General features: G+C 68.9%; 13 protein-coding genes and 1 pseudogene. 4 read left to right on the forward strand and 10 right to left on the reverse strand.

The genetic code is table 11. From position 1 onward, the window contains the following. The 3 genes and pseudogenes from HMPREF2886_RS19635 to HMPREF2886_RS19645 all read right to left on the reverse strand — a co-directional run. Positions 1–1,042, reverse strand: a pseudogene (locus tag HMPREF2886_RS19635) (glycine dehydrogenase); the annotation flags it as partial. A 10-nt stretch (positions 1,043–1,052) separates the two neighbouring features. Further along, positions 1,053–1,436 (reverse strand): glycine cleavage system protein GcvH, encoded by a 384-nt coding sequence (gcvH, locus tag HMPREF2886_RS19640; RefSeq protein WP_003089718.1) that lies wholly within the window; start codon positions 1,434–1,436, stop codon positions 1,053–1,055. Positions 1,437–1,694: 258 nt separating this feature from the next. Then, on the reverse strand, positions 1,695–2,618 hold the full coding sequence (locus HMPREF2886_RS19645; RefSeq protein ID WP_033973809.1) for a LysR family transcriptional regulator: 924 nt from the start codon (positions 2,616–2,618) through the stop codon (positions 1,695–1,697). Positions 2,619–2,740: 122 nt separating this feature from the next. Between HMPREF2886_RS19645 and HMPREF2886_RS19650 the strand changes: the two genes are divergently transcribed. Further along, positions 2,741–4,483: an amidohydrolase gene (locus HMPREF2886_RS19650; protein ID WP_070748136.1), complete on the forward strand. Its 1,743-nt coding sequence runs from the start codon at positions 2,741–2,743 to the stop codon at positions 4,481–4,483. Positions 4,484–4,490: 7 nt separating this feature from the next. Here HMPREF2886_RS19650 and HMPREF2886_RS19655 read toward each other — a convergent pair whose 3' ends face one another. From HMPREF2886_RS19655 to HMPREF2886_RS19665, 3 genes are all read right to left on the reverse strand, one after another. Next, positions 4,491–6,026: a sigma-54-dependent transcriptional regulator gene (locus HMPREF2886_RS19655; protein ID WP_033973807.1), complete on the reverse strand. Its 1,536-nt coding sequence runs from the start codon at positions 6,024–6,026 to the stop codon at positions 4,491–4,493. An 81-nt stretch (positions 6,027–6,107) separates the two neighbouring features. Then, positions 6,108–7,025 (reverse strand): hypothetical protein, encoded by a 918-nt coding sequence (locus HMPREF2886_RS19660; RefSeq protein ID WP_033973806.1) that lies wholly within the window; start codon positions 7,023–7,025, stop codon positions 6,108–6,110. 202 nt (positions 7,026–7,227) lie between these two features. Beyond that, on the reverse strand, positions 7,228–8,808 hold the full coding sequence (locus HMPREF2886_RS19665) for an alpha/beta hydrolase (protein WP_070748139.1): 1,581 nt from the start codon (positions 8,806–8,808) through the stop codon (positions 7,228–7,230). Between the two features lie 156 nt (positions 8,809–8,964). Between HMPREF2886_RS19665 and HMPREF2886_RS19670 the strand changes: the two genes are divergently transcribed. From HMPREF2886_RS19670 to HMPREF2886_RS19680, 3 genes are read left to right on the forward strand one after another with little or no spacing between them, the layout of a single operon-like run. After that, positions 8,965–9,186: a YgdI/YgdR family lipoprotein gene (locus tag HMPREF2886_RS19670; protein ID WP_070748141.1), complete on the forward strand. Its 222-nt coding sequence runs from the start codon at positions 8,965–8,967 to the stop codon at positions 9,184–9,186. Positions 9,187–9,239: 53 nt separating this feature from the next. Further along, positions 9,240–10,091: a class I SAM-dependent methyltransferase gene (locus tag HMPREF2886_RS19675; protein ID WP_033978270.1), complete on the forward strand. Its 852-nt coding sequence runs from the start codon at positions 9,240–9,242 to the stop codon at positions 10,089–10,091. Beyond that, positions 10,088–10,624 carry a GNAT family N-acetyltransferase gene (locus HMPREF2886_RS19680; RefSeq protein WP_070748143.1) on the forward strand — a complete coding sequence of 179 codons (537 nt, stop codon included), beginning with the start codon at positions 10,088–10,090 and terminating at the stop codon, positions 10,622–10,624. The genes HMPREF2886_RS19675 and HMPREF2886_RS19680 overlap by 4 nt, the downstream gene beginning before the upstream one ends. Positions 10,625–10,878: 254 nt before the next feature. Here the strand turns inward: HMPREF2886_RS19680 and HMPREF2886_RS19685 are convergent, their stop codons facing one another. The 4 genes from HMPREF2886_RS19685 to foxR form a co-directional block, all read right to left on the reverse strand. Further along, positions 10,879–11,403 (reverse strand): hypothetical protein, encoded by a 525-nt coding sequence (locus tag HMPREF2886_RS19685; RefSeq protein ID WP_003120098.1) that lies wholly within the window; start codon positions 11,401–11,403, stop codon positions 10,879–10,881. A 46-nt stretch (positions 11,404–11,449) separates the two neighbouring features. Continuing rightward, positions 11,450–12,598, reverse strand: a complete 1,149-nt coding sequence (locus tag HMPREF2886_RS19690; RefSeq protein WP_033978269.1) for a PepSY-associated TM helix domain-containing protein — start codon at positions 12,596–12,598, stop codon at positions 11,450–11,452. A 117-nt stretch (positions 12,599–12,715) separates the two neighbouring features. After that, positions 12,716–15,178 (reverse strand): ferrioxamine receptor FoxA, encoded by a 2,463-nt coding sequence (gene foxA, locus HMPREF2886_RS19695; RefSeq protein ID WP_070748145.1) that lies wholly within the window; start codon positions 15,176–15,178, stop codon positions 12,716–12,718. 143 nt (positions 15,179–15,321) lie between these two features. Then, positions 15,322–16,308, reverse strand: coding sequence for an anti-sigma factor FoxR (gene foxR, locus HMPREF2886_RS19700; protein WP_043548082.1), 987 nt, complete (start codon positions 16,306–16,308; stop codon positions 15,322–15,324). Positions 16,309–16,316: the final 8 nt, after the last annotated feature.

Genomic DNA, 16,316 nt, shown 5'->3' on the forward strand with positions numbered 1-16,316 from the left:
TGTTGGCCAGCAGCACCTGGGCGGTGCAGATGTTGCTGGTGGCCTTCTCGCGGCGGATGTGCTGCTCGCGGGTCTGCATGGCCAGGCGGTAGGCCGGCTTGCCGTGGCGGTCGATGGAGACGCCGACCAGGCGTCCCGGCATGTCCCGCTTGAAGGCGTCGCGGGTGGCGAAATAGGCCGCGTGCGGGCCGCCGAAGCCGAGCGGCACGCCGAAGCGCTGGGCGCTGCCGATGGCCACGTCGGCGCCGAACTCGCCCGGCGGGGTCAGCAGGGTCAGCGCCAGCAGGTCGGCGGCCACCGCGACCAGCGCATCGACCGCATGGAAGCGGCTGACCAGCTCGCGGTAGTCGACGATCTCGCCGTCGCAGGTGGGGTATTGCAGCAACGCGCCGAAGTAGGCGGAGAAGTCTTCGATGGCGCTCTCGTCGCCGACCACCACCTCGATGCCCAGCGGCTCGGCACGGGTGCGCAGCACGTCGAGGGTCTGCGGGTGGCAATGGCGGGAGGCGAAGAATGCCTGGCTGGTGCGGTTCTTCGACAGGCGCTTGCAGAAGGTCATGGCCTCGGCGGCGGCGGTCGCCTCGTCGAGCATCGAGGCGTTGGCGATCGGCAGGCCGGAGAGGTCGCTGACCAGGGTCTGGAAGTTCAGCAGCGCCTCCAGGCGGCCCTGGGAGATTTCCGGCTGGTACGGCGTATAGGCGGTGTACCAGGCCGGGTTCTCCAGGAGGTTGCGCAGGATCGGTGCCGGGGTGTGGCAGTTGTAGTAGCCCTGGCCGATGAAGGAACGCAACGCGCGATTGCGCGCGGCGATCGCCTTCAGGCTGGCCAGCGCCTCGGCCTCGCCCATGCCGGCCGGCAGGTCGAGCACGCTGCTGCCCTTGATGCTGTCGGGGATCACGTTGCCGATCAGCGCGTCCAGCGAGTCGTAGCCCAGGCGCTGGAGCATGGCCTGGGTGTCGGCGGCGCGCGGGCCGATATGGCGGGCGATGAATTCGTCGTCGGTGCCCAGGTCGATGGCGCCGAGGTTCAGGTTATCGGTCATGACGGGATCCTCAGGCGTCGGCGTTGGCGTTCAGCAGGCGGTCGTAGGCGGCCTGGTCGAGCAGCTTTTCCCAGGCGCCTGCGTCGGCCGGACGGAAGCGGAAGAACCAGGCCTCGCCGAGCGGGTCCTGGTTGACCAGCTCCGGGGCGTCCGGCAGCGCGTCGTTGATCGCCACCACCTCGCCGTCCAGCGGCATCAGGATGTTGCTGGCGGCCTTGACCGACTCCAGCACCGCCACTTCACTGCCGGCGGCGTGTTCGCCGAGTTCCGGCAACTGCACGAATACCACGTCACCGAGGGCGTCCTGGGCGTAGGCGGTGATGCCGACGGTCAGCAGCCCGTCGTCGTCCTGGCGCAGCCATTCGTGGTCGGTGGTAAAGCGCAACTTGCTCATGCTGGATCCTCATTGTCAGCGGGTCGCCCGGTCGGGACGGGACTTTGTTCTGCGGCTGCCCGTAGCAAGCAGGGTGCCAAGCGGCCCCGGCCCTGTCGCCACGGGGCGTGGCCGGGCGCGGGCCAAACCCGGACAGGGCGGCCATGGAACGCTTTCGTTACAGACCCGCCGGACATTTCCCGAACCAGGGCGCAAACGCCTGACAGCAAAGGTTTTTCCGGCAACCGGAACGAATTCGTTCCGCTCGTAAACGAAGCGTTACAGCCGATGGCACAGCCCCTGTCGCTGCAAGCTGGCGCGCAGGTGCTCGAGGAACGCACGGACCTTCCGCGTGTTGCGCCGGTGCCCCGGATAGAGGACATGGATGGAGGGCCCGAACGGCCCCGGGTCGAAGTGGTAGTCGCCGAGCAGGCGCACCAGCCGCCCTTCGGCGAGCAGCGGCGCGACGCTCCACTGCGGGCAGAACTGCAGGCCCAGCCCGGCCAGCAGGTGGGCGAGCAGGAAGTCGTAGTTGTCGCTGGCCAGTCGCGGGCGCGGCTGGTCGATACGCTGGCGGGCACCGTCGCGTTCCATCCACCAGAAATTCTGGTTCAGCGAAGGGTGCTGGAAGACCAGCCAGGCGTGCCGCTCGAAGTCCTCCGGGCCTTGCGGCGCGGGTTGCCGCGCCAGGTAGGCGGGGCTGGCGCAAAGCACGATCTGGTTCGGCGCCAGCGGCCGCGCCACCAGCCCCGGCAGGTCGATGGGGCCGTCGCGCAGGCCTAGGTCGTAGCCGCCTTCGCTGAGATCGAGGAAGGTTTCGTCGAGGTCCACCCGCAGGCTGATCCGCGGATGCGCCTCGAGGAAGCTGGCGCAGGCCTGCTGGAGGAATGCCGCGGCGAACGACGGCGGCGCGGCGAGGCGCAGTTCGCCGCGCAACTCCGACTCCAGCAGTTCGATCTCCTGCCCCGCCGTGCGCAGCGTTTCCAGGGACTGACGAGCCGCCTCCAGGTAGATCTGCCCGGCCTCGGTCAGCGCCAGGCTACGGGTGGTGCGCTCGAACAGGCGGGCACCGAGTTCCGCTTCCAGGTGGGCGACGGCCTTGGTCAGCGCCGAGGGCGTCTTGCCCAGGCGCTCGGCGCCACGGCTGAAGCTACCGGTTTCGGCAGTGGCGACGAACATCGCCAGGGCATTCAATTTGTCCATCGACTCCTTCCGTTCCGGCACAAGTGTTGTGCGCCGCGCCCGGTTCTGCCGGGCCGGCGCTTTGGCTAGTCTCGCCTTGCCCGGGCCACGCTACACAAGACCAAGAAGCAAAGGAAACCACCATGAAGCAACGGATTCCCACCCTCCTCGCCGGCGCCTGCCTGGCCATCCCCCTGCACGCCCTCGCCGCCGCCGACCTGCTGGTGGTCAACGCCAGGATCTTCACCGCCAATCCGCAGCAACCCTTCGCCGAGGCCCTGGCGGTGGAGGACGGGCGGATCCTCGCGGTCGGCGACGAGGCCAGGCTGCGCGCCCTGGCCGATGGCGACAGCCAGGTCCTCGATCTCGGCGGCAAGCGCCTGATGCCCGGCCTGATCGACACCCATTCGCACGCGGTGTTCGGCGGCCTGGAGCTGGCCGGCGCGGACATGGGCAACGAACAGGTCAGCCTCGACGAACTGGAACGGCGCCTGCGCGCCTGGCGCGACAACGGCAAGGCGCGACATGGCGACATGCTCAATGTCAGCGGCATGCATACCGCCTACTGGAGCCAGGTCAAGGACTTCCGCGCGCGCTTCGACCACGGCGAATGGGCCGACCAGCCGCTGGCCTTCATCGGCAGCGACCACCACACCGGCTGGGCCAACGCCGCCATGCTGAAACGCGCCGGCATCGACACCGCGCGGGTCCGCGCCCTGCCCGAGGAACAGCGCAACACCATCGGCCACGACGCCGACGACACCCCCAACGGCTTCCTCGCCGATGCCGGTCTCGACGCGGTGCTCGCGGTGCTGCCGGCGCCGAGCGCGGAACAGATGCTGGAGGCCGGACGCAGCGCGGTGCGCTACAGCAACTCGCTGGGCCTGACCGCATGGATGGACCCGGCCGCCAATGGCTCGCCGGGCGACGCCCTGTTCAGCCTCAGGCCCGACGAGAACACCGTCGGCGTGCTACCGGTCTACCAGCGGCTGGCCAAGGGCGGCGAACTCAGCGCCCACGTCGCCGCCCTCCTGGTCGCCAATCCACGCAGCCGGCCGGCCGACCTCGAGGTGCTGGACAAGGTGCGCCAGCGCTTCCTCGGCAGCCCCAACCTGACCCTGCCGGGAATCAAGGTGTTCGCCGATGGGGTACCGGAATACCCGGCGCAGACCGCCGCGCTCCTCGAGCCCTACCGCAACAGCAGGAAGACGGGCGAACTGCTGATCGACCCGGCGCACTTCGGCGAACTGGTCAGTGCCGCCGACGCCCGCGGCTGGCTGGTCCACGTTCACGCCATCGGCGACCGCGCGGTGCGCGAGGCGCTGAACGGCATGCAGCAGGCGCGGCGCGACCGCGACAGCGGCATCGCCCATTCGATCACCCACCTGCAACTGGTCAATCCCAAGGAATTCGAGCGCTTCAGGCCGCTCGGCGTGATCGCCTCGATGCAGCTGTACTGGGCCGCCGCCGATGAAACCACGGTGGACCTGATGAAGCCCTACATCAGCGCCTTCGCCTACCGCTACCAGTACCCGGCGCACTCCCTGCTAAGCAAGGGCGCGACCATCGCCGGGGCCAGCGACTGGCCGGTGTCCAGCCTGTCGCCGTGGAAGGCCATCCAGCAGGCGGTGACCCGCAAGGGCCCGCAGGGCGTGCTCAACGCCGGCGAACGCCTGGACCGCCAGACCATGTTCTACGCCTACACCCGCAACGCTGCGCGGACCATCGGCCTGGAGCGCCGGATCGGCAGCCTGGAGCCGGGCAAGCAGGCGGACTTCATCGTCCTCGACCGCGACGTGTTCGAGGTGCCGGAGACGCAACTGGGCGAAACCAAGGTGCTGAAGACCTGGTTCGCCGGCAAGCCGGTGTATTCCAGCGAGGGCTGAGCCCGCTTCAGGCGCGCGGACCGATGCCGTACTTGCGCAGGCGGTGGGCGATGGCGGTGTGCGAGGTCTGCAGGCGCGCCGCCAACTGGCGGGTCGATGGATAGCTGACGTAGAGCTTCTCCAGCAGGGCTTTCTCGAAGCCCTCCACCGCCTCCTCCAGGCTGCCCACCTCGCCGTCGTTCTGCCGCGCCACGGCGGTGCCGGCGATTTCCAGGTCGCCGATATCCACCAGGCTGCTCTCGCAGATCGCAGCGGCGCGGAAGATCACGTTCTGCAACTGGCGCACGTTGCCCGGCCAGCGGTTGCTCAGCAGCGCCGGGTAGGTGCCCGGTGCCAGCCGGCACACCGGGCGCTGGATCTGCGCGCAGGCCTGCTGCATGAAGTGCCGCGCCAGCAGCAGGATGTCGTGGCCGCGCTCGCGCAGCGGCGGGACTTCCAGGCTGAGCACGTTGAGGCGGTAGAACAGGTCCTCGCGGAAGCTGCCCTCGGCGACCATCTTCTCCAGGTTGCGGTGGGTGGCGCTGAGGATCCGCACGTCGACCCTCACCTCGCGGTCGCCGCCGACCCGGCGGAAGCTGCCGTCGCTGAGGAAGCGCAGCAGCTTGGCTTGCAGATAGGGGGACATCTCGCCGATCTCGTCGAGGAACACCGTGCCCTGGTGGGCCAGCTCCAGCAGGCCCGGCTTGCCGCCGCGCTGGGCGCCGGTGAAGGCGCCGGGGGCGTAGCCGAACAGCTCGCTTTCGGCCAGGTTCTCCGGCAACGCCGCGCAGTTCAGCGCCAGGAACGGCGAGTTGTGCCGCGCACTCAGGGCGTGACAGCCGCGCGCCACCAGTTCCTTGCCGGTACCGGTCTCGCCGTGGATCAGCAACGGCGCGTCGAGCGCCGCCACGCGCTGCGCGCGGGTCTTCAGGGTGCGGATCGGCTGGGAATCGCCGAGGAGCATCTCGAAACCCTCGGCATGGTCATGGTGCAAGGCCGCCAGGCGCTCGCCGATGCGGTTCGGTTCGTAGAGGGTCAACAGGCCGCCGGCCAGGTGCCGCTCGCCCTCGCCCGGCCCTTCGGTGATCGGCGTGGCATCGAGCAGCAGGGACTGGCCCATGAAGGTCACTTCGCGCAGCGGCAGGCGGAAGCCCTGCTCGACCAGCGCATCCTCCAGGGTTTCATCGTCGAACAGGCTGGCCAGCCGCTCGCCGGCCGGGTCGCGTCCGCAGCGCTCGCTGAAGGCCGGGTTGGCCAGCAGCACCAGGCCCTTGCCGTCCACCGCCAGCACCGGATCGGCCATCGCCGCCAGCAACGCATCGAGCTGCAGGCGGCGGCGCTGGCCGGGAAGGATGTCGACCACGGTCATCGCCTGCACGCCACGGATGCCCAGCAGCGCTGCGCGCAGTTCCTCCAGCACTTCGGGACTGAGGGTCGGTGCATCGATGTAGACGTTCGGCGGCACCATTTCCACCGCATCCAGGTTCAGGTTGCGCCCACCCAGCAGCGCCAGCACCTCCTGGGTGATGCCGACACGGTCGATGAAGGAGACGTGGATGCGCATGCGGGAACCTGGACTGCGGCGACGCTCGCCATAAAGCCGTCGATTGTACGGCCTGGCGCCGCCCAGCCCAAGGGGCCGGCGTCAGGGTATGGGCCGCAGCGCCTCGCTGCGGGTGCGGTGGCTCCAGTCGCCGTCGTCGTCCATCGCGGTTTCGGTCACCAGCACTCGGCCCGGCTGCTGCGGGTCGGCCTTGTACAGCACCAGCTCGGCCTCGGCATCGTCCCAGGTGGTGGAGATGTCCGGCAGCACCCGCACCCACTGGCCGTCGCGGATTTCCAGCAGCGACGACCGGGTCCAGGTGCTGGTCCACCAGGTACGCAGCAGTTGCAGACGCTCGCGGCCGCTGTCGTCGAGGCCGCCGAGGACGCTGAGCACCGCGCCGGTGCAACTGCCCAGCGGCTTGGGCGGGACGCGCGCGTCGGCGCTCCAGAGGTCGCAGCGGCAATCCTCGTATTCGTCGCACAAGGCGGCGCTGTTCGGCGCGTGGGCCACTACCCAGGCGAAATCCGCTTCGGCACCGGCGAAGCGGCCGCGCGCCAGCGGGGTGTACCGCGGGTCGACGGCATAGCGGGTGATCTCGTCGCTCTCGCCGACGAAGCGCCAGGTATCGCCCGGCCCGGCGCGCTCGGCCAGGAGCAGCCCCGGATAGTTGCGCAGGCGTCCGTCGAGGCGTACCTGCTTGACGAAGCGCACCTCGTAGCGGCCTTCCTGGTCGCCCGGCACGATCTGCGGCGCAGCGACGATGCGCTGCTCGAAGTCGGGATGGCGGGCGAAGAAGGCCTGCTTGGCGGAGAGGGTGCGCTCGCGCGTCTGCGCGCGGCCATAGTAGTCCAGGCGCGGCGCATAGACCCCTTCCAGGGCCTTGCCGCTGCGCTGCCCGTGGGCAGCCTGCCAGCGCTGGAACAGGCCGAGGATTTCGCTTTCGGCGGCAGCCTGGACCAGCGCTGGGTACAGGCAGAAGAGCGCGGCGCAGAATACCGGGCGCAAGAGTCGGCGCATCGAGAACATCCTTGTCGTTCGATTGAGGCGAACGCCGATTGTCCCCTATCCGCCGACGCTGGCAAATGGCCTTGGACGATTTTTTCCGATTCCGCAACGCGGTGGGCATTGCGGACACGCTCCGGACAGCCTTCCCCCACCTCCAGGCCGCGGCACGGCGGTTAACCGCAAGCGGCTATCCGCCCCACGCCAGCCAGCCGGCTCAATGCGCCGGCAACAAGGCCTGCAACCCTTCGGCAAGCTCCAGGCTCCACGCCGCGTAGTCGTGACCGCCGGGGAACTCGCGGTAGTGCAGCGGGTAGCCCTTGCCTTGCAGCGCCGCGCGCAGGCTGCGGTTGCTGCCGAGAATGCCATCCGCCTCGGGCTCCTCGAGCAGGCCGGAACTGAGGAAGAACGCCAGCGGCAAACGCTCGCCAGCGGCGAACTGCCGTACCAGCCACTGCGGCTGCTGCTCGTCCGGCCCCCACCAGAACGAGCCGGACAGGCTCAGCACCTTGCCGAAGCGTTCCGGATAACGGTAGGCGATGCAGCCCGAGGCCAGCCCGCCGTAGCTGGAGCCGGAAAGCACGCGATCGGCAGGTTCCTCGCTCAATGCATAGCGCTGCTGCAACCAGGGCAACAGCTCATGGGCGAGCATGTCGGCGAAGGCCTCGTTGCAGGGCAGTTCGCGGCCCCGGCTGCTGGCGTCGACATTGCCGACAATCACCGCCAGGGTCGGGCGGATGCGCCCGGCGGCGATCAGGTTGTCGAGGATGGTCGGGGTCGGTACGTCGCGCGCGTAGTGGTCCTCGTCGAACAGCACCAGCAGCGGATAGCGCTGGCCCTCGGGGTCGTAGCCCGGCGGCGTGTAGAGCGTCAGCTGGCGCTGGTTGGCCAGGGCCCGGCTGGTATAGCCGAGGCGCTCCACCTTGCCGCGCGGCACGTCCTTGCGCGGCTGGTCCCAGGTCTCGGCAGGGGCGCCGCCGAGCTGCACCAGCGAGGCCTGCTCGGCCCGCGGCAGCGCGCGGCTGTTGAGCCACGGCGTGCGACTCAGCGGGTCCGGCCGCGCCGCCGCCTGCAACGCCAGGCGCAAGGTGCCGCGATCGGCCTGTTGCAGGTCCGGCAGGTCGGCGCTGAGCTGGTAGGAAACCCGTGCGTCGCGGCGCAGCGGCAGGCTCAGGTAGCGTACGTCGCTGCCGGCCAGGGCCTCGAAGCGGCGGGTGTTGACCTCCGGGGTCGGCCACAGCAGGCGCACGTCGCCGGGACGCTGCTGGCGCCAGAGGAAGGTGACCAGCACACGTTCGGCATCCAGCGGCTCCACCAGCGGCGTGCCCTGCTTCGCCACCTGCTTCCAGAACGCCTTCAGCGCGCCGGGGCGCTTTTCCGCAAGCTCCGCCTGCAGGCGTTGCAGGGTCGGGCTCTGCGGCGCCGGCGAGGCCAGCGCCGGGGTCTGCGGGGTGAGGCGCTGGGTGGGGGTCAGGGTCAGCGCGGTGTCTTCGTCGGCGCTGAAGGTCAGGCGCAGGCCCTGGCGCTCGCCGGCCTGCAGGCCGAGCGACTGGCGTCCGGCCAGCTCCGTCGCGCGCAACGCCTTGCCGTCGGGCGTGGTGGCGCGCAGGCGGACGCGGCCGCGGTCGACCTCCAGGTCGAGCAACTGCAACTCGCCGGGGGCAAGGTCGAGGTAGCGCTGGCGGCTCTCGCCGGCAGCGATCTCGATGCGGCCATCGGCCAGCGGCACGGGCTGGGCGGCCTGGGCCGGGGCCAGCAGGTTGAGGAAAAGCAACAGCGAGGTGGAAACGGCAGACATGGAATCTCCCTTCGAATAGGCGCCGCCATCCGGGCGGCTCACCGGAAGAGACGTACGATCGCAGCGGAAATTTGCCGCTGTGATCCAGGCTAGAGCGGTTGCGCCGCGACTGGAGTAGAATCCGCCGCCTCGAAAACCGTCCGAAGGAAAATTCCGATGACCTCCCGTCTGCTGCCCCCCCTGTTGCTCTCGTCCGCATTCGCCGTCCTGGCCGGCTGCTCCACCCCGACCATCGTCACCCTCAACGATGGCCGCGAGATCCAGGCGGTGGATACCCCGCGCTATGATCGTAGTTCCGGCTTCTACGAACTGGAGCAACTGGACGGCAAGCGCACCCGCGTCAACAAGGACCAGGTGCGCAGCATCAAGGACATGTAATCCCCCGGACCCGCCATCCGCGCGGTGGCGCACTCCAGGGAAGGAGTCGAACCATGCGATCCGACCTGCACGAGGCCAACCGGCTGTCGTGGAACGCCGCCACCCGGGCGCACAACAGCCACAAGGCCGACCAGGCCGCCTTCTTCCGCAACGGCGGTTCCACGCTCTATCCCGAGGAACTGCAACTGCTCGGCCATCTCGACGGCCTGCGCCTGCTGCATCTGCAATGCAACGCCGGACAGGACAGCCTGAGCCTGGCGCGCCTTGGCGCCCGCGTCACCGGGGTCGACATCGCCGACAGCGCCATCGACTTCGCCCGCCAGCTGTCCCGCGACAGCGGCATCGCCGCCGATTTCCAGCGCGACGACATCCTCCGCTGGCTGCCCGTCGCCGCCACCCGTGGCGAACGCTTCGAGCGGGTCTTCGCCTCCTACGGCACGCTGGTCTGGCTCTCCGACCTCGAGCGCTGGGCCGACGGCATCGCCCAGGTACTGGTTCCCGGCGGGCGCTTCGTCCTGGTGGAGTTCCACCCTTTCGCCCTGTACTTCGACCCACACTGGCAACCGGCCTACGACTACTTCAGCCGCGAGCCGATCGCCGAGAGCGGCGTCAGCGACTACGTCGCCGAGTCCGGCGCCAGCCTGGCGCCCTCCGGCTACCGCGCCGGCGTCGAGAACTTCAGCAACCCTCATCCCAGCTACGAGTTCCAGTGGGGCCTGGCCGATGTGATCGGCGCCCTGCTCGGCGCCGGCCTGCAACTCGAACGGCTGGAGGAATACCCCTACGCCAACGGCTGGGCCGGCTTCGACGGCATGCGCGACGGCGGCGGCGGACGCATGCTGCCGCCCGCCGATCGTCCGCGCCTGCCGCTGATGTACGGCCTCAGCGCAAGGAAACCACGATGACCGAAGAACGCCTGCTGCGCCGCGACGAAATCCCCCTGGTCTGGGAGATCGACCGCAGCGAAGTGATCGAACACCTGTATTCCGTCGAGGCCGGCCAACTGGTGCTGCGCCCCGAGTTCTACGACATGCGCGGCTGGCCGGAGGGCGAGGCCGAGCACTACACGCCGATCCTGCTCGACTGCTTCGACCGCGGCGGCTGGTTCCTCGGCCTGTTCGACCAGGGCCGCCTGATCGGCGCGGTAGTCCTCGACCCGCGCCGCCTCGGCCCCGAGCGCGACCGGCTGCAACTGAAGTTCCTCCACCTCAGCCACGCCTACCGCCGCCGCGGCCTCGGCGCCCACCTCTTCCACCTCGCCGCCACCCAGGCCCGCCACCTCGGCGCCAGCGCGCTCTACGTTTCGGCTACGCCGTCGCAGAACACGGTGGATTTTTATACGAGACTCGGATGCCGGCTGTGCATGGAACCGGATGAGGAGTTGTATCGGTTGGAGCCGGAGGATGTTCATCTGGTCTATGGGTTAGGGGGTAGATAACTCGCGGACTGCGCGAGGGGCGGATATTCCACAGATTGGTGGAGGAAGGGGACAGGGAGAAAAGTGGCAGATTTATTTTCCATAGAAATCAGCCCCTTCAATTCCTTCGGATTCTCTCACCCGCTACGAAGTAGGGCGAATAACCGCACCGCGGTTATCCGCCAATGTAGCGGGGTATCGGCGGATAACGCCTTTGGCGTTATTCGCCCTACGGCAGCGCTGGCCAGGAAAGGGATGGAGGCGCGACGCGCCTCTCATTTCACCGGCAGGTCCTTGCCCCACAGGCGCACCGCCTTGATCCCTTCCGCGCCGCCTTCGAAGACGAAGGTCTGGCGGATGCCGGCCTTGGCCGGCACGGTGACGTCGTCGGGGTTGGCGAGGGCGACCAGGGCGTTGGAGTAGCCGTCGTTGTCGATCACCAGCAGCGCGCCGGTCTGGGTCAGGTTGATCAGGCGCACGGTGGCGTCGCTGTCGTTCTTGAAGCCGAGGGTGACGGCCAGTTGCTGGTCGCGCGGCTCGGTCTTGAGCACTTCGACCTGGCCGATCTCGGCGAAGCCGGCGTTGTCGGAGACCACCTTGGCGCCATCGGCGCCCTGGGCCGACTGGCGGCCGCTGGTGATGCCCTCGCTGACCCCGCCGAGGAGGTTCTTGCCGGTCTCGATGGCCGAGGACACCGCGGCCTTGGCCGCGTCCTTGACCGAGCTGCCCTCCTCCGCGGCCACGGCGCTGCCGGCGGCCAGGGGCAGGAGCAATCCCAATGCGGCGATCCTTGCGTTCATTCGTCCATCCTCTGGTGATGTGGGAGGCAGCCAGACTAACAGCCGGCTAGCGGCCGTTCCAGTGGCGCGCCCGGCGCTTGCGCCACCAGATGTAGACACCGGTCAGCGACAGCCCGGCGATGGCCAGGCCGAGGGCGGCGATGGCGATGCGTCCCGGCAGGCCGGCGATGCGCCCGCCGTGGATCGGGTACTGCAAGCGGTAGAAGCGCTCTCCCCAACTGCCCTGCCCGGCGACTTCCTGGCCGAGCAGGCGGCCGTCGCTGCCGTGGAAGAACAGCCAGGACTTGCCCATGGGGTCGTCGTGGTCGCCGAAGCCGGCACCGAAGAAGTTGTATTCGAAGCTGTAGTACAGCTCGCCGATCGGCTCGGCGATGCCCAGCCGCGCCGCTTCGGCGCTGGCCAACCGGAAGGTGCGGTCGTAGTCCAGGCGGGTTTCCCCCAGTTGCTCCCTGGGCAGCCGCCCGCGCGCCTCGTAGACGCTCGGTTCGATCGGCGAGAACAGCGATACCAGCGGCTTGAACACCTGGCTCGGCAGGTTCAGGGCGACGCTGCTCAGCGCCACCGGCGCCAGCAGCAGCCAGAGCCAGAGGCCGCCGGCGCGATGCAGGTCGAAGTTGAAGCGGTAGGCGTTGCCGCGCTTGATCTTCCAGGCGGTCGCCCACTTGCTCCAGAACGGCCGGCCGCGCGGCAGGGTCAGCCAGGCGCCGACGAAGCAGTCGAGGAACCAGAACATCGCCACCCCGCCCATCAGGTACAGGCCCCAGTTCCCCGGCAGGGTCAGGTTGTGGTGGAACTCCAGGACCCAGGGAACCAGGTTCGCCGGCTGGAAGCAGCAGGCCGCCCAGAGGCGCTTGCCGACTTCCTCGCCGCTGACCGGGTCGAGGTAGAACACGTCGTGCTCGACCTTGGCGCCGGCATCGCGCGGCACGGTGGCGAGCAACGCCGGATGCCCGCCCGCCTCGGGATACTCCATGTACCACACCAGTTGTCGCGGATAGCGTGACTCGACGCGTTGCACCAGGCTGCCCGGGGAAAGGCGCTCGCCGCCCTCGCCCACGGCGTAGAAGCCGGGGTTCAGCCATGCGTCGATTTCATGATGGAAGGCCAGCAGGCTGCCGGTGAGACCGGCGAGGAAAAGGAACAACGCGGTAGCCAGACCGACATAGCGGTGCAGCAGGACCAGGACAGGGCGCATGGGGGCTCCAGGTAACCAGGGTACGGCCGGCGACGCCGGCGAATGCCCGGCGCGTACGTCGCGCGCCGGGCTGCTTGGCCGGTACCGCGGCGCTGGCGCCGGGGCCCGGGTGGACGGTCAGAACTGGTAGTTCACCGTCGCGGTGACGTTGCGCTTCTCGCCGAAGTAGCAGAAGTCCAGGCTGTAGCAGGACGCCACGTAGTCCTTGTCCAGCAGGTTGTTGGCATTGAGGCTGACGTCCAGGCCTTTCAGGCCGAGCTTGCCGAGGTCGTAGCCGATCCGCGCGTCGACCAGGGTGTAGTCCGGCACCCGCAAGGTGTTTTCCTTGTCCGCCCAGGTCTCGCCGACGTAGCGCGCGCCGCCGCCGATGCTCAGGCCGCTGAGCGGACCGGCGTCGAAGGCATAGTCGGCCCACAGCGAAGCCATGTGCTTGGGCGCCTGGTTCGGCGTATGGCCCTGGTTGCCATCCAGCGACTTGGTGTAGGTGATGTCGGTGTAGGTGTAGCTGCCGAGCAGTTTCAGGTTGTCGCCGAGCTGGGTGTGGGCCTCCAGTTCGAGCCCCTGGGAGCGCACTTCGCCGACCGAGGTGTAGAAGTTGTCCTGGGGTTCCTTGGAGGCGACGTTTTCCTGGGTGATATGGAACAGCGAGGCGGTGTAGAAGCTGTTGCTGCCCGGCGCCTGGAACTTCAGGCCGAGTTCCCACTGCTTGCCCTCGGTGGGCTCCAGGGGCGTGCCGGAGGCGTCGGAGTAGGCGTTCGGGTTGAACGACTCGGAGTAGCTGACGTAGGGCGCCAGGCCGTTGTCGAACAGGTACAGCGCGCCGATCCGCCCGGTGAATTTCTCCCAGTCGTCGTCGGCCTTGCTGCCGGTGCTGCGGTTCTTGTCGGTGACGCTGACCCAGTCCTGGCGCAGGCCGAGCGAGAAGCGCCACTGGTCGACGTCGATCAGGTCCTGGAGGTAGACGCCGGTCTGCTCCAGGCGCCGGGTGTGGTTGTCGTCCGGGAAATAGCTGATGGCGTCGTCGCCGTAGACCGGGTTGAACGCGTCCAGCGCCGAGGCCGAGCCGGAACGCCAGTCGACCACGGTGCGCCGGCGCTGGTAGTCGAGGCCGGTGAGCAGGGTGTGGCGCGCCGCGCCGGTGGCGAATTCGGCCTGCAGCATGTTGTCGACGATATACGCCTGCAGGTGCTCGCGGGCGCCGCTGAAGTAGCGGTTCAGCTTGTTCGGCTCGCTGGCGCTCCAGCCGTAGGCGTAGACCTGCGACAGGTCGACGTCGGAGTCCAGGTAGCGGAAGTTCTGCCGCGCCGACCAGACGTCGTCGATGCGGTGCTCCAACTGGTAGCCGAACATCCGCTGGGTGCGGTCGAAGTCGTCCTTGCTCGGCTCGCCATCGAAGAATTCGCGGGAGATGTGCCGGCCGTTGTGGTGCGACAGGGTGCCGTCGGCCGGTACGCCGCCGTGGTAGCCCCCGTTGGGATCGTGTTGCAGGTAGCCTTGCAGGGTCAGGGTGGTGTCATCGCTGAAGTCGATGGCCAGGGTCGGGGCGATGGCGTAGCGCTCCTCCTTGACGTGATCGAACTGGGTGTCCGAGCCCTTGCCGAGACCGACCAGGCGGTAGGCGATGCGCTTCTCCCCGTCGAGCGGCCCGCTGAAGTCGAAGCCCATCTCCTTCTGGCCCATGTTGCCGATGCTGCCGGTGATCTGGCGGTAGTCCTCGTACAACGGCTTCTTGCTGGTCAGCGCCACCAGGCCGCCCGGCAGGCTACGGCCGTAGAGCACCGAGGACGGCCCCTTGAGCACATCGATGCGTTCGAGGAAGTACGGGTCGACCTGCATCGAGCTGAAGGTGCCGCTGTCGCCCATGGCCTTGAGGCCGTCGAGGTAGATGTTGTCCACGCTGTTGTCGGCGAAGCCACGCATCACCACGTAGTCGTAGCGGTTGGAGGCGCCGACCTGGCCGGTGAAAATGCCGGGGGTATAGCGCATCGCCTGCTGCACGGTCTTGGAGGCGGTGTCGTCGATCTGCTCGCGGGTGATCACCGAGACGGTCTGGCTGGTTTCCAGCAGCGGCTTGCTGGTCTTGGTGGCGATCTGGCTATGGGTGGCCAGGTAGCCATCGGTGCTGCCCAGGTTGTTGCCGAGGGCGAAGACTTCCACTGCCTGCATGTTCAGCACGTCGCCGTCCTTTGCCGGCGCCTCGCGCAAGACGAAGCTGCCGTCGCCCTGGTCTTCCGCTTCCAGCGGGGTGTCGGCGAGCAGCCGGGCCAGGCCCTGCTGCACGGTGAAACTGCCGCGCAACCCCTGGGAGCTGTAGCCACCGGTCTGCGCCGGAGTGGCCGAGAGGGTGATGCCGGCTTCGCGGGCGAAGCGGTTGAGCACGTCGCCCAACTGTCCGGCGGGGATCGCATAGGGCCGCGCCTGTTCCGCCGCCGCTTCGGCGGCCGAGGCGCAGAGCGGCGCCGCGCCGGCCGCCATGGCCAGCGACAGCAGGGCCGCGCGCACCGAACGGCTCAGGCGCGAGGCGCGGGGGAAATCGAGGGACGACGGGGCATTGCGGAAGACGACGGCGGTGGCGGTCATGAACGGGATCCGTTGGAGTCGTTGAAGGGTGTTCAATCGGTAAAGCCGGACCAGTCGCGGAAAGCCGACAAAAATAATGAAAATAATTTTCAGTGCGTTTCGCTCCGGGCGGAAGCAAGCGTCCACGCGGCCGCCGACGCGACTCAGGCGGCGACCACCCTCACCCACCAGCGGGTATGCCGCTGCAGGCGCACCGGCAGGGTCCGCGCGAGCACCTGCAGCAACTTGTCGGTGTCGTCCAGGCGGTAGACCCCGGACAGGCGCAGGTCGGCGACCTCCGCGGCGCAACCGAGGTAGCCGTTGCGGTAGCGGGCGACCTCGGCGAGGAAGTCGGCCAGGCGCATGTCGCGGGTGACGATCAGGCCATCGGCCCAGGCCACGGCGTCCATCTGCGGCCGTTCGAGGCGCCGCACGCCGTCGGCGGCGATCCGATAGCTCTGCCCCGCCTCGGCCACCGGTGCCTGCAGCGGACGCGCGCCGAAGGCATCGATGCGCACCGAACCCTCGCTGACGCTGAGACAGGTGGCGGTATCTTGCAGGCGTACGTTGAAACGGGTGCCGAGGGCCTCGAACAGTCCCTGCGCGGTGCGTACCCGCAGCGGCCTGTGCGTGGGCGATTGCGTATCGGCGCCGCTGGCGAGGAAGATCTCGCCGCGGGCGAGGAGGATCAGGCGCTGGCCGGCGTCGTAGCGCACGTCGACCGCGCTGTCGGTGTTCAGTTGCAGGCGGGTGCCGTCGACCAGCTCGATACTGCGCCGCTCGCCGGTGGCGGTGCTGAAGTCGGCGCTCAGGCGTTGCCAGGGCAGGCTGTCGCGCCCGACCCAGGCCACGGCGCCGCCGGCCACCAGCAGCGATAGCAGTTTCAGCGCCTGGCGCCGCTGCAGGCGCTGTGCACTGCTGTCCAGGGTGCCGTAGGCGACCCCGCCGGGCAGCGCCTTGAAGCGTCCGTGCAGTTCTTCGTTGAGCGCGCTGACCTGTTGCCAGGCCCGCTCGTGCTCGCCGTGCTCCGCGCGCCAGGCCGCGCAGGCGCGCTGCAGGCGAACGTCGCCCGGCTGCGAGCGCAGGCGGACCAGCCAGTGGATGGCCCGCCTGACCACCGCTTCGTCGACCCTACCGCGCGTCCCGTCCACGGCTCCGC

It is taken from the genome of Pseudomonas sp. HMSC066A08 (assembly GCF_001813025.1).
Lineage (GTDB): Bacteria > Pseudomonadota > Gammaproteobacteria > Pseudomonadales > Pseudomonadaceae > Pseudomonas > Pseudomonas aeruginosa.

Bases quoted from the DNA above. Each gene is read 5' to 3' on its own strand.
- gcvH (WP_003089718.1), bottom strand. From the start codon at position 1,436: ATGAGCAAGTTGCGCTTTACCACCGACCACGAATGGCTGCGCCAGGAC.
- HMPREF2886_RS19645 (WP_033973809.1), bottom strand. From the start codon at position 2,618: ATGGACAAATTGAATGCCCTGGCGATGTTCGTCGCCACTGCCGAAACC.
- HMPREF2886_RS19650 (WP_070748136.1), top strand. From the start codon at position 2,741: ATGAAGCAACGGATTCCCACCCTCCTCGCCGGCGCCTGCCTGGCCATC.
- HMPREF2886_RS19655 (WP_033973807.1), bottom strand. From the start codon at position 6,026: ATGCGCATCCACGTCTCCTTCATCGACCGTGTCGGCATCACCCAGGAG.
- HMPREF2886_RS19660 (WP_033973806.1), bottom strand. From the start codon at position 7,025: ATGCGCCGACTCTTGCGCCCGGTATTCTGCGCCGCGCTCTTCTGCCTG.
- HMPREF2886_RS19665 (WP_070748139.1), bottom strand. From the start codon at position 8,808: ATGTCTGCCGTTTCCACCTCGCTGTTGCTTTTCCTCAACCTGCTGGCC.
- HMPREF2886_RS19670 (WP_070748141.1), top strand. From the start codon at position 8,965: ATGACCTCCCGTCTGCTGCCCCCCCTGTTGCTCTCGTCCGCATTCGCC.
- HMPREF2886_RS19675 (WP_033978270.1), top strand. From the start codon at position 9,240: ATGCGATCCGACCTGCACGAGGCCAACCGGCTGTCGTGGAACGCCGCC.
- HMPREF2886_RS19680 (WP_070748143.1), top strand. From the start codon at position 10,088: ATGACCGAAGAACGCCTGCTGCGCCGCGACGAAATCCCCCTGGTCTGG.
- HMPREF2886_RS19685 (WP_003120098.1), bottom strand. From the start codon at position 11,403: ATGAACGCAAGGATCGCCGCATTGGGATTGCTCCTGCCCCTGGCCGCC.
- HMPREF2886_RS19690 (WP_033978269.1), bottom strand. From the start codon at position 12,598: ATGCGCCCTGTCCTGGTCCTGCTGCACCGCTATGTCGGTCTGGCTACC.
- foxA (WP_070748145.1), bottom strand. From the start codon at position 15,178: ATGACCGCCACCGCCGTCGTCTTCCGCAATGCCCCGTCGTCCCTCGAT.